This window comes from Acidovorax sp. Leaf78 (genome assembly GCF_001422735.1).
Lineage (GTDB): Bacteria > Pseudomonadota > Gammaproteobacteria > Burkholderiales > Burkholderiaceae_C > Acidovorax.
Genome location: NZ_LMLZ01000013.1, coordinates 1 through 11,945, shown reverse-complemented (window position 1 = coordinate 11,945; position 11,945 = coordinate 1). Strand labels below are relative to the sequence as shown.

The 11,945-nt window shown below is 67.9% G+C and carries 13 protein-coding genes; 5 read left to right on the top strand and 8 right to left on the bottom strand.

What is annotated here, in order from left to right; genetic code table 11:
- Positions 1 to 74 precede the first annotated feature (74 nt).
- Complete coding sequence (locus tag ASF16_RS11020; protein ID WP_056166604.1) at positions 75 to 521, bottom strand: response regulator; 447 nt, start codon at positions 519 to 521, stop codon at positions 75 to 77.
- A gap of 16 nt (positions 522 to 537) precedes the next feature.
- Positions 538 to 1,932 (bottom strand): ATPase domain-containing protein, encoded by a 1,395-nt coding sequence (locus tag ASF16_RS11015; RefSeq protein WP_082516871.1) that lies wholly within the window; start codon positions 1,930 to 1,932, stop codon positions 538 to 540.
- Between the two features lie 257 nt (positions 1,933 to 2,189).
- Between ASF16_RS11015 and ASF16_RS11010 the strand changes: the two genes are divergently transcribed.
- The 3 genes from ASF16_RS11010 to ASF16_RS11000 are packed head-to-tail and all read left to right on the top strand — an operon-like array spanning position 2,190 to position 4,530.
- Positions 2,190 to 2,486 carry a hypothetical protein gene (locus ASF16_RS11010; RefSeq protein WP_056166599.1) on the top strand — a complete coding sequence of 99 codons (297 nt, stop codon included), beginning with the start codon at positions 2,190 to 2,192 and terminating at the stop codon, positions 2,484 to 2,486.
- 27 nt (positions 2,487 to 2,513) lie between these two features.
- Positions 2,514 to 4,199 (top strand): PepSY domain-containing protein, encoded by a 1,686-nt coding sequence (locus ASF16_RS11005; RefSeq protein ID WP_056166597.1) that lies wholly within the window; start codon positions 2,514 to 2,516, stop codon positions 4,197 to 4,199.
- On the top strand, positions 4,192 to 4,530 hold the full coding sequence (locus ASF16_RS11000) for a DUF3325 domain-containing protein (RefSeq protein ID WP_235503861.1): 339 nt from the start codon (positions 4,192 to 4,194) through the stop codon (positions 4,528 to 4,530). The genes ASF16_RS11005 and ASF16_RS11000 overlap by 8 nt, the downstream gene beginning before the upstream one ends.
- 326 nt (positions 4,531 to 4,856) lie before the next feature.
- Here ASF16_RS11000 and ASF16_RS10995 read toward each other — a convergent pair whose 3' ends face one another.
- The 4 genes from ASF16_RS10995 to ASF16_RS10980 all read right to left on the bottom strand — a co-directional run bounded on the left by ASF16_RS10995 (position 4,857) and on the right by ASF16_RS10980 (position 8,271).
- The gene (locus tag ASF16_RS10995) at positions 4,857 to 5,369 is read right to left on the bottom strand and encodes a DUF1993 family protein (protein WP_056166591.1); all 513 of its coding nucleotides are present in this window, start codon (positions 5,367 to 5,369) and stop codon (positions 4,857 to 4,859) included.
- Between the two features lie 161 nt (positions 5,370 to 5,530).
- A complete protein-coding gene (locus ASF16_RS10990; protein WP_056166587.1) occupies positions 5,531 to 5,914 on the bottom strand; it encodes a VOC family protein in 384 nt (127 codons plus the stop codon).
- 41 nt (positions 5,915 to 5,955) lie between these two features.
- Entirely contained in the window at positions 5,956 to 6,837 is an 882-nt protein-coding gene (locus ASF16_RS10985; protein WP_156372031.1) for a hypothetical protein, read from the bottom strand.
- 180 nt (positions 6,838 to 7,017) lie between these two features.
- Complete coding sequence (locus tag ASF16_RS10980) at positions 7,018 to 8,271, bottom strand: MFS transporter (protein WP_056166581.1); 1,254 nt, start codon at positions 8,269 to 8,271, stop codon at positions 7,018 to 7,020.
- A gap of 130 nt (positions 8,272 to 8,401) precedes the next feature.
- Here ASF16_RS10980 and ASF16_RS10975 point away from each other — a divergent pair, with 130 nt between their 5' ends.
- Both ASF16_RS10975 and ASF16_RS10970 read left to right on the top strand, forming a co-directional pair.
- The gene (locus tag ASF16_RS10975; protein WP_056166578.1) at positions 8,402 to 9,223 is read left to right on the top strand and encodes a helix-turn-helix domain-containing protein; all 822 of its coding nucleotides are present in this window, start codon (positions 8,402 to 8,404) and stop codon (positions 9,221 to 9,223) included.
- A 144-nt stretch (positions 9,224 to 9,367) separates the two neighbouring features.
- Positions 9,368 to 9,991: a flavin reductase family protein gene (locus tag ASF16_RS10970; RefSeq protein WP_056166575.1), complete on the top strand. Its 624-nt coding sequence runs from the start codon at positions 9,368 to 9,370 to the stop codon at positions 9,989 to 9,991.
- A gap of 15 nt (positions 9,992 to 10,006) precedes the next feature.
- Here the strand turns inward: ASF16_RS10970 and ASF16_RS26460 are convergent, their stop codons facing one another.
- Together ASF16_RS26460 and ASF16_RS10960 are read right to left on the bottom strand one after the other, a co-directional pair.
- Positions 10,007 to 10,384, bottom strand: a complete 378-nt coding sequence (locus ASF16_RS26460; RefSeq protein ID WP_162241070.1) for a DUF4952 domain-containing protein — start codon at positions 10,382 to 10,384, stop codon at positions 10,007 to 10,009.
- A 243-nt stretch (positions 10,385 to 10,627) separates the two neighbouring features.
- A complete protein-coding gene (locus tag ASF16_RS10960; RefSeq protein WP_235507339.1) occupies positions 10,628 to 11,761 on the bottom strand; it encodes an alpha/beta hydrolase in 1,134 nt (377 codons plus the stop codon).
- Positions 11,762 to 11,945: the final 184 nt, after the last annotated feature.

Sequence of the window (11,945 nt, the reverse complement as noted above, 5' to 3'; positions counted from 1 at the left end):
CGACATCACTCTGGCATGGCACGGCGATGGCCGTGACGCCGCGATGGGGTGCACCAGCGCGGCACGGGGCCGCGTCAGTCGCGGGGTGGTACGCGCATGCCTTGCAGCACCTGGCGCGTCGATGCTTCCACCCGTTCGGCGCTGGACTGGCGCTGCGGACCTTCTTCTACCAAGCGCTTGACGACGGCCAGCAGGCTGTCGAGCTCGATAGGCTTGACCAGGAAGGCGTCGTAGCCCTGGAAGACGCGCCGCACCACGTCCTCGCTGGTTCCACTCATGAACACGAATGGGATCTGGCCCAGCGTGGCATGTTGCTTCAACACGGTGCCGAACTCACCGCCATTCATGATGGGCATCATGAAGTCCGACAGGATCAGCGCAGGGTGCTCACCGGTTTGCAGTATGTCCAGCGCGTGCTTGCCATTGGACGCCACGGCGACGCGATAGCCCTCCGCTTCGAGCAGGAGTTGCAGCACTTCGGCGTTCCCATATTCGTCCTCGACAATCAGAACTAGTTTCATCGAGACGATCTTTCATTTAAACGGCTGAGGGCTCAGCGGCCTTGGAGAATGAAACGAACAAGTCGACGGTCGACTGCGTGGCCCCGCCGCCGCCTCCACGCACCTTGCCGATCGTGAGGACACGCTGGTCCACCTTTCTGTCGCGCGTGGGCACCGTCTCGAACGTGAACACGTTGTCGAACCAGCCCGTCACGCCATCTGCAAGCGGCGTTCCTGCCGCCACGGCCAGCGCATCCGGATCGACCGTGAACAACGATGTCACACCGCGCAGCCGCAACTCGATGAGCAGCCGGCCCAGGAACCGGTAGCCACGCTCCGGAAACGCCAGGGTGTCCGCCAGCCCGGCAACCCCATCCACGACCAGCCGCCGAATCTTCAGCTCATCGACCAATCGCAGCAGTTTGTGGCCCATCTCGTCCATCGACTCGTCCTCGTGTCCCAGGTTCCTGATCGACAGGGCCCCGGAGGCGACCGCGGCCTCGATGCCGAGCCCCAGTTCCGAGCCGAGCTGGCGCAGGTCGCTGCCCAGTTCCGTGCACGAAAGCACCAAGCCTGGCGCGTCGGGTGTGGAGCAGGCGGCAAAGGCCAGAGCCAATGTGGTTTTTCCTGTGCCAGTTTGCCCTATCACCGCTGACGCACTGCCGGTCAGGATGCCGCGGCCGTGTAGGACGCCGTCGAGCGCGGGCATGCCGGTGGAGATGGCGGTCTTGCCCAGTTTCGCGTGGGTGCCGGTGAGCGGCAGGCTCTCCAGCCGCGGAAAGAACTGCAGGCCCTGCGTGGAGATGCAGAACGTGTGCTGCCCGCGGATGATCTGGCTGCCGCGGAACTTGCGCACCTGCATGCGGCGCTCTGCACGCCAATGAAAGCCGTGGTCCTCGAACGAGAAGATGCCGTCCACCATGGTCTGCTCTGCGCTCAGCGCGTTGCCGTTGCCGCTGGTGAGAACGAGGCTGGTGCAGGACATGGCGCTGACCAGGCTTTGCAGCTCGTGCACGAACTGGCGCACGGAGTCGTTGGTCATGGTCTCCAGGCTGTTGACCACCAGGCCGTCGATGACGAGCAGCGATGCCCGGTGGCGCATCAGCTCGGCGCGCAGCAGCTCGACGACGGACTTGAGGCCGCCCTGCTCCAGCTCGCGGTAGCCGCTCACGTAGAACACGGTGGCGCTGACTTCCTGCTGGTCGAAGAAGATCTGCTGCTCCATGTGCTGCAGCATGCGCGCATGGGATTCGGCCAGCATGGTGACGTACAGCGTGCGGATCTCGCGCCGGGCCAGCGTGTAGGCGATCTGGTTGGCCAGCGTGGTCTTGCCGACCCCGGGCGGGCCCTCGAAGATGTACACGCCGCCCTCGAACAGACCGCCGTTGAGGATCTCGTCCAAACCTTCCACAAGGGTGGGCAATCGTTTCATTCTTATTGGCGTGACAGGAGGTGGTGGAGAAGAGACCCGCGCCACCGCACGCCGGCGGCGCGCGGGACCGGGGTACCGGAAATGCCGATTCTAGGACGGCACGCGGCCTGCGAAACGCGCGCAGAGCGCCCGCCTCCGGCGCGCCGCACAGCCGCCGCAAGACGCCCAATCACCATGGCATCCATGGGGTAATCGGTCGAGGGACGGCATAATTACGAATCAGTCTCATCCACAATCCCACTCGCATCTTCGCACCCATGGCCACCAGCGCAGTCTCCCGCCTGAACATCGTTTCGCGCATCGCAGCGGGGGTGCTGGGCGGTTATGCCTTCACCTGGGGCTTCATCGCGCTGGCCATCGGCCTGCTGTTCGCGGCCCGCATGGAGTTCCACGACGCCGAGGCGCTGGGCTACATCGTGGGTTTCATCATCTTTCTGGTGGCCTTTGTGTGGGCCTTTGCGGCGGCGAGCGTCAAGCGCGTGTGGCTGGTGCTGGCGGGTGGCGGCGCGGTGATGACCGGCGCGGCCTGGCTGGTGCAGCGCGCCATTCTGTGACCTGCACGCCTTGAGGAGATAGGTCCCATGTTTCAAAATTTCCGGCTCACCATGGCCTGGCTGCACACCTGGTTTGGCCTGGTGCTGGGCTTCGTGCTGATGGTCGTTTTCTTCTTCGGCTCGTTGTCGGTGTTCGACCGCGAGATCGACCGCTGGGCGATTCCTGCGACCCGGTTCGAGCCGCAGCCGATGCCCTCGTTCGACAAGATCCTGAAGCCGGTGTTCCAGGACATGAAGCCCGATGCGGCCAACGTGGAGGCGGCCAAGAGCCGCGTGAACGGGCCCATCGCGCAGAGCTTTCCGGTCATCAACACCTGGAGCGCCTACACCACCCACCGCGATCCGGTGCTGGGCCTGTTTGCGGGCTACGAGCTGCCCAACGCCAAGGACCCCGAGGACATGGTCTGGGGCAACCGCACCATCGACCCGCGCTCAGGGGCCTCGCTGCCCGATGACCACCTCAAGATCGGCAGCCAGTTCTTCTACCCGCTGCACTACAGCCTGAACCTGAACTGGAAGAGCCTGGGCACCTGGATCGTGGGGTTCGCAGCCCTGATGATGCTGGTGGCCCTGGTCAGCGGCGTGGTGATGCACCGCAAGATCTTCCGCGAGCTGTTCACCTTTCGGCCCAAGAAGCACACGCAGCGCAGCGCGCTCGACCTGCACAACCTCACGGGCGTGGTAGCGCTCCCGTTTCACTTCATCTTCGCGTTCTCGGGGCTGGTGATCTTTGGCGGCACGTACTTCCCCATCACGCACACGCAGTTGCACCCGTTGCACGAGCTGCATGAAAAACACGAGGCCGCCGAGACCGGCCTGCCCCACGACCGCGCCAACGTGCCGGGCACCCTGGCCTCCGTGGACACCATGGTGACCGAAGCCCAGCGCCGATGGGCCGCGCAGGGCATGGCGGGCGACGTGGGCTTTCTGGTGGTGCGGCACGTGGGCGATGCCAACGCGTACGTCAGCATCTACCGCGCCGGCACCGACCGCATTGCGCTGGTGGGCAACGGCATCCACTTCAAGGGCAGCACCGGCGACGTGCTGCGCGAGGACCCGCCCCAGACCGCGGTGGCCAGCGTCAACACCTTCCTCACCGGCCTGCACCTGCAGCACTTTCGCCACTGGCTGCTGCGCTGGCTGTATGTGCTGGGCGGCCTGTCGGGCTGCGTGTGCATTGCCACCGGCTTCATCTTCTTCGTGGAAAAGCGCAAGCGCCAGCACGCCAAGCAGGGCGTGACCGGTGCGCGCTGGGTGGATGCGTTCGCGGTGTCCACCGTGACGGGCATCGTCATCGCAGCGCTGACCATGCTCATCGGCAACCGCCTGCTGCCCACAGACCTCGCCGGGCGCGGAGACTGGGAACAAGCCATCTTCTGGGGCGCCTGGGCCCTGGCGTTTGCGCACGGCATCTGGCGCACCGCCCCCGTCGCCAGCGCCCGCATGGCACCGGCCTGGGCCGAGCAGTGCTGGGCCATCGCCGTGCTGGGCGTGGCCGCGGTGCTGCTCAACTGGGTGACCACCGGCGACCACCTGCTGCGCACCATCGGCAACGGCTACTGGCCGGTGGCCGGTGTGGACCTGGCCATCCTGGCCAGCAGCGCCATCGCCGTGCTCGCCGCGCGCAAGCTCCATCGCCGCGCTCAGGGTCAGTTGACCCCCTCTGGCACAGATGCAGGCGCCGCCGCTGCGCTGGAGACCGCCCGTGCCTGACGCCCTGCTGCTGACCGCCGCCGTGGCGGTCAATGTGATCAGCCTCGGATGGCTGGCCTTGTCGATGGACGCGCACTGGGAGCAGGTGCGCGGCACCGAGCCACTGCAGCGCCACACCGTGCGCACCCTGCGCTGGATGGGCGCCACCGGCCTGCTCGTGGCCCTGGCCCTGTGCCTGGCCGTGGACCACGCATCGATGGCGTCGCTGGTATGGTTCATGGCGCTCGCGGGCGCGGCGCTCACCATCGCGTTCACGCTGTCGTGGCGGCCCCGCGTGCTGGGGGTGCTGATTGCCTGGGTGCGCCGCAGTCCCGCTGGCGTGGCCAGGTAACCGCCGTCACCCACAGATTGCTCGCTGAACTCAGGGCTTGATGGTGCAACGTTTGCGCACCGGCTTCGACAAGCTCAGCCCGAACGGGTTGTGAAATATCGGGAGGCGTGGCTGCCCAAGCCCGATTCCTCCACGCCCTCAAACACTGGCGCGCCCCAACGCCAGTGCACCCGTGGGACCGGCTTCGCCGGGCCACTGGGTGCGTCCCCCTCGGGGGAAGCCGCGAAGCGGCTCAGGGGGCAGCCAGTCCTTCCCGTGGAACCGGCTTCGCCGGGCCACTGGGTGCGTCCCCCTGAGGGGGAAGCCGCGCAGCGGCTCAGGGGGCTTCAGGCCTTGCCCATGTAATCGCGCTTGCCCAGCTCCACGCCGTTGTGGCGGGCCAGCGCATAGGCGGTAGTCACGTGGAAGAAGAACTGCGGCAGGCCGTAGTGCAGCAGGTACTGCTCGCCCACAAACTGCTTTTCCTTCGGCGTGCCGGCCTGCAGGATGATGGTGCGCGTGGCGGCATCGGCAAAGGCCTCCACGGGCAGGCTCGCGATGAAGGCGAGCACGGTGTCGATGCGCTGGTTCAGATCAGCAAAACCGGGGCGGTCCGCGTCCGGGTACGAGGGCACGTCCACACCCGCCAGCCGCGCCGCCACGCCCTTGGCGAAGTCGCAGGCGATCAGCACCTGGCGCGCCAGGGGAAACATGTCCGGGAACAGCCGCGCCTGCAGCAGGGCGTCGGGCTCGATCTTGCGGGCCGTGGCGTGGGCCTCGGTCTTGGCCAGGATGTCTTTGAGCGAGTTCAGCATCTGGCGAAGGACCGGGACGCTGGCGTTGTACAGGGGAGAGGTCATGGCAGGGTTTCTGGTCTGGGGATGGGGTCAAGCACAGGGAAAGAATGGTCAGTGCCCGGCGGCTGGGTTGTTCGTTGCCTGCCGGGACCGGAGCGCATTGCAGCACATCGGCGCACTCCGTGCTGGCACCCTGCCTTTTTCTGCGCGCCGGCCCGGCCGCGTCAGGCCAGGCGCTGGCGCAGCTGGATCACATTGCCTTCGGGGTCATGGCCATCGCAGGCCCGAAAGCCCCGGGCCTCCCATTCCTTGCCTGCAGGCGCTATCTGCCCGCCCAGCTCCACAGCCCGCAGCCGGGCCTGGGCGAGGTCCGGCACGGCGAAGAACAGCTTGATGGGGGTCTCCTCGCGCACCACGGGCGGCTGCGTGATGGTGATGGTCCGGGCGATCCGCTTCGGAATGGCGTGGACCACGATCTGCACCGCGCCCGACTCCAGCACGATGTGGTCGCTCTCGGCATGCACCACGGTCAGGCCGCACAGCTGCTCGTAGAACGCAGCGAGCCGCTGAATATCCTTGGCAAAAACGACGGCGCCGGACGGGGGCATGGTGGACACAATTTTTCCTGAAGCTATGGTGGACGAGAAGTCTAGGTGAACTCTGCCTCTGGTGCGTCGCTCAGTGCCCAAGCCAGCAAGGCCTCCTGCATCGCACGCAAGGCTTCGGCTGGACTTGTCCAGTGCCCTGCGGCTTCTGCAGCACGGTTCAGATGACTCGTGCTGCGGGCACCCCAGGTACTGCTGGCGACTCGGGGCGGAGGGCCGTCATATTCCGTCAGGTCCATGGCGTCCCCCGCCAACGTGGCGGCAAACCAGGGGGCGCCTAGGTGTTCCCAGGTGGCACGGGCAGCAGCACTGTCTGGGTTGCGGTGCTTTTCCCAGTGTTGCCAGCAAGCCTCGGATGCCTGTACCGCAGCCAACCGGGTGGCGTCACCGGGACAAGCGATGTAGTTGCGGGCCGCGGCCATCGCAGCGTTTCGCAACACCAACAACGCAGCAGGAGCGCGGTTGCGCGCAGCGAACTGCAGCTCTGCGCACGCGAGAGCCGCGCGCTGTATCGACTGCGCGCCCCAGAAGGCCACGCAGCGCACAAAAAGATCCGTAGCTTTTTGCTCCACAGAAAGCCCCAGGCCATGGGGGTCGGACTTCAATTGTGGATCGCGCGCAAAGATTTTCGAGTGGGGAACCGCCAGACCTTGCCGCTCCAAGGCCGCAATGGAATCGCGGTGTCCTAGCCAGGCAGCCAAGCTGGTCTTCGGCGCTGCAGTTATCGAGGTCCCGAGCGTCTTCCAGGCAGCGAGCCCTTTGCGCCTCGAAGACGAAAACAGGATTTTTCCGGTGTCCAATATTGCCGTCTGCGCATGTTCGTCGTTGGAGTCGTTCTCCAGCAATGCCAGCAGTTCACTGAGCGGCATGCCGTCAGGATTACCAGGCAATGCCACCCCTTTGGTGGTCAATTTCTTTTTAGCCATCTTTCAGTCCACTATTGCCACAACGAAATAGGCTCTCGCTGAACCTGCGGCTGCGGTGGACATCGCGTACCAAGTCACGGCTTGCATCGTCCAACGCACGGCTACATCGTCGCCCAGCCTCGTCGCACGATCTCACCGCACAGGGGTCGCAACAGCTGGTGGCTCAGCCAGTTCTCTCCATCAAGCCAGGGCTGTCCTGCGCACCCGGCGCACATTGAACGCGCTGGCGATCAGCACGCCCTGCACCACGGCCAGCCCCAGCAGCACAGCCGTGAAGCGGCCCTGGTCGAGCAGCACGCCGAACAGCAGCGGCGACAGCGCCTGGCCGATATCCAGGCCCGAGTACACGATGCCGTAGACGCGGCCGGTGGAGCCCTCGGGCGTGGAGCGCTTGACCAGCAGGTCGCGCGACGGGCCGGCGATGCCCGCGCAAAAGCCCATCACGCCGAACAGCACGGGCACCAGCACGCCGGGCGGGTGCGCCAGGGCCAGTGCCACGGCCACGCAGGCCGCCAGGCCGAAACCGATGCCCACGATGCGCTCGCAGCGGGTGGGGTCGGCCGCGAGGAAGCCGCCCAGCACCATGCCGCCCGCGCTGGCCACCATGTAGACCGTGAGGCACATCGCCGCCAGCGCCACGGGCACGGCGTGCAGCTGGCGCGCGGCCTCGGGGGCGAAGGCCTGCACCACGTTCAGCGCCACGGCGTAGAAGAAGAAGAACGCAAAGCACATCCACACGGCCGGGATGCGCAGGAACGCGAAGTTGCCGCCCTGCCCCGCCGCACCCGTGGCGGCGGACTTGGCCGCAGGGCTCGGCGCAGGCAGGGGTGGCAGCGCCAGGTGGCGGCGGCTGACCAGCAGCACCAGCAGCACCGAGAACGCCAGCACGCCCGCGCACACCAGCGCCACGCGCCACGAGGTGGCGATGGCGATCGGCACCAGCATGGCGGGCGCAAGCGCCCAGCCCAGGCTGCCGGTGATGCCGTGCACGCTGTAGGCATGGCCCAGGCGCGGCGCGCTCACCCGGCGGTTGAGCAGCGTGTAGTCCACCGGGTGGAACACGCCGTTGCCGATGCCTGCCAGCACCGAAAAGCCCGCCAGCATGGCGTAGCTGGTGCTGGCCGCAAAACCGAAGGCCGCCAGGCCCAGCAACGCCAGGCCGCCGAACAGGATGGGCCGGGGCCCGAAGCGGTCCACCACGAAGCCCGAGCCCGCCTGCACCGCGCACGAGACCACGAAGAAGATGGTCATGAGAAAACCCAGCTCGGTGTAGCCGACCTGGAACGCGTCTTTCAGCCACGGGAACAGCGGGGCGAGCAGCAGCTGGCTGTAGTGGCTGATGAGGTGGGCGATGCCGACCAGCCCGATGACGCTGGCGTCAGCGCGCAACGGGATGGGGGCAGGCGGAAGGCTGGTGGCGTTTGCGGTGGTCATGGGGGCATCGTAGTATTGGGCCCCGGTTTCTGGAATGCGACGGAACGACAGGTTTCGGCGAATTTGCGCCAAACCGTCGGTCTGCGGCAGACCGCCAGCGCAACACACCGCTTTTTTTGCCAACCCCGCCATGGCCCGCACCAGCCAAGCCGCTCCGCTTGGAGACATCGACCCGTTCACCCCCACGCCCGAGAGCCCCGTGCGGGTGCGGGCGCGCGACATGCCGGCCGACATGCACTTCGAGCCCCACCGCCACGCCTGGGGGCAGCTGGCCTACTGCGCCAGCGGGGTGATCCAGGTGAGCGTGCATGCCGCGGCCGCCGCCACGGCGTACATCGTGCCGCCCTCGCGGGCAGTGTGGATCGCCCCCGGCGCGCTGCATGCGGTGGCAGTGCTGGAGGCCGCGGCCTTTCGCACGCTGTACATCGACCCGAGCGTGGTGCCGGCCGTGGGGGCCCACTGCCGCGTGATGGCGGTGACGCCGCTGCTGCGCGAGCTGGTGTCCGCGCTGGACCCGGTGGGCGGCCCGCCGCCCGGCCCCGCGCGCATGGCCGCCCTGACCGGTCTGGTGCTCGATGAGATCGGCCACGCCGAAAGCCTGGCCCTGGGCGTGCCCCTGCCCGGGCCGGGCAGCGACAAGCGCCTGCGTGCGCTGTGCCAAGCGGTGCTGGATGCGCCCGGCCGCTATGCCACGCTGCACGACTGGGCGGCCGACAGCGGCGCCAGCGAGCGCACGCTGGCGCGCCTGTTCCGCGCGCAGTTCAGCATGGGTTTTGCGCAGTGGCGCCGCCAGGCGGTGCTGGCCCATGCCCTGCCCCGCCTGGCGCGCGGCGAGCCCGTGGGCCAGGTGGCGGCGGCCAGCGGCTACGCGAGCGACAGCGCGTTTTCGGCGATGTTCAAGACGGCCATGGGACAGCCGCCAAGCGGTTTCATGGGCAAAAATGCGGCCTAGCGCTTGCTGCACAAGCGCTACCAGCTACTATTTTTATAGCATTTCAAACCATAGGGCCACATACGTTGTCCGCATGACCCCAGGCCTGCGCCGGGCGCCCCGAGCGCCTACGATGGACTCACCCTTGCCTTTGCGACGCACGACATGACCGCCACCGACATCCACAGCTACGAACCCCGCCAAGGCCACGGCCTGCCGCACGACCCGTTCAACGCCATCGTGGGGCCGCGCCCCATCGGCTGGATCTCCACGCAGAGCGCGGCGGGCGCCACCAACCTGGCGCCCTACAGTTTTTTCAACGCGTTCAACTACGTGCCACCCATCGTGGGCTTTGCGAGCATCGGTTTCAAGGACACGGTGCGCAATGTGCAGGAGACCGGCGAGTTCGTGTGGAACCTGGCCACGCGCGACCTGGCCGAGGCCATGAACCAGAGCTGCGCCAACGCGCCGCCCGAGGTCAGCGAGTTCACCCTTGCGGGCCTTACGCCCCAGCCGTCCACGCAGGTGCGCCCGCCGCGCGTGGCCGAGAGCCCCGTGGCCTTCGAATGCCGCAGCACGCAGATCCTGCAGCTGCAGGGCGCCGATGGCGTGCAGGTGCCCACCTGGCTGGTGCTGGGCGAGGTGGTGGCCGTGCACATCGACAAGCGGCTGCTCAAGGACGGCGTGTATGACACCGCCAACGCCGGCCACATCCTGCGCGCCGGGGGCCCGGCCGACTACTTCACGGTGGGGCCGGAGCAGTTGTTCAAGATGCACCGGCCGCGCTGAACGGAAGCGCCGGGGCTACGGCGACTCCAGCGGCAGCGTGACGCGCACCTCGAACCACGGGATCTGCGCCCAGTCGCTGCGGCGCGTGACCAGGGTTTCGCCCGCACTCATCTCCACAATGTAGGCCTCGGCCGGACCCGACAGGCTGCCAGCGCCCTCGCGGCCCCGGCGGCTGCGGGGCTCCCAGCCGCAGCAGACGAAGTGCAGGCGCGCCATGCCGGTGCGGCGCGCGAGGTAGCGCTCCACAGCGGCGGCCTGCGCGCCCGGCACGCGGTAGGTGGCTATCAGGGCGCGCAGTTGGTGAAAGTGGTCTTCGGTACAGCCCGTCCATTCCAGGCCCGGCGGCTTGTGCCGCAGCGTTGCCAGGAAATCACCGCATGTGGGAGCAGGCATGGTCTGGCCAAACGCGGCAGGTGCCAGCAGGGCCAGGCCAAGGCTTAAACACAGCGCAGCGGTGCGCGCCAAGCCGCCGCGTCCAGGCTGACCCAAGCCGCCGCGTCCAGGCTGACCCAAGCCCCCGCGGCACGGCCAGAACCGCCAGTGTCCACCGTGTTGCCAACCAAGCTGCGCATTCCCGCTAGGCGCTTTCGCTCTATCGCAAGGCTGCGGTGCAACGTGGTGCTGCGCCATTGCCAGCTAGCGCCCCAGGGGCGCGCACAGCCCGGCGGCCGGGGTGCGTGCCCATTGCTCGGTCCAGGCCCAGACCTGCTGCACACCGTCGGCGGCCACATCGGCAGTGCGGCGCTGCAGGCCGTGGTCGGCGCCGGCAAGGCTGCGCGCGCAGTACGGCACGGTGCGCACCGCGGCCAGCCCGGCAAAACGTTCGTAGGCCGCAGCAGGCACCAGCGCATCGTCGGCGCCCCACACCTGCAGCAGCGGCCAGGGACTGTGCACCAGCGGCAGCGTGAGCGGCCAGCTCCACAGGTCGCGCCAGTAGCCCAGGCTGCGGCCCTGTGCCACGACGGTGTCGGGCTGGCGGCTGGCCACCCTGCGGGCCAGTGCGTCCCAGTCCGCCTGCGCGCCCAGGCGCTGCGCCTGCAGCGTGCCCGCCTCCTGCGGATCGAGCCCACTGGCCGACAGCATCACCAGACCCGCCAATTGCGGCACTTCGGGCGCCAGGGCGGGCAAGAGCTCGGCCCCTTCGGAGATGCCGACCAGCAGCTGGGGCAGCGCGGGCCCGCCTTCCCGCGCGCGCTGCTGCGCATCGGCCTGCAGGGCAGCGCGTGCATGCGCGAGCCAGGCGGACAGGCGGTCGTGCAGCACAAAGTCCCGCGCGCAATCGCCCGGGGCCGTGCGTGCCTGCGGGTCCACACCGGGCTTGTGCAGCACCAGCACCTGCGCGTGCAGCAGACTGGCGAAGTAGCGCTCGGCGATCGGCCCCATGCCCGCGCAGCCGGAGCCCGGGATGACGATCACGCGGTAACGTAACGGCGCGGTGCGCGCGTCGCGCGTGAGGACCTGCAGCGTCGTGGCCCCGTCCGCACCTGGCAGCGACCGGCGCACGAAGTGCTCGCCCTGCGCTGCAGCCACTGCAGCAGCGTCGGCGTCATCGGCAGAAGCGGGTTCATACCCGCCCGCCATGGTCTCAGACACTGCCGATGCATCAACCTGCACCGGCGCCGCGCACCCGGTCAGCAGCCCCGCCACACCCAGCACCATGCAAAAGGCCAGCACAAGGCTGGCCCGGGGCCGCAGCGATGCGGCGGACGACCGAAAGGAAAGGGTTTGGAGCGGTGGTTGCCGGGCGTGGTGCACACCGAAGTCTGGCATGGCCGCAATGTCCTCAGAAATGCCGTCAAACACTATGGCACAGCGCCCCGCACTGGCACGCCCCAGGCAAGTGCCACCGTGGAACTGGCTTGTATGGTGGAGGTGTTGGGGTGGAGGGCCTGAATACCGGCTATCGGCTTTGACCGACTGGCAAAGATAGCCCCCACCCCGCCCCTGAGCGTCG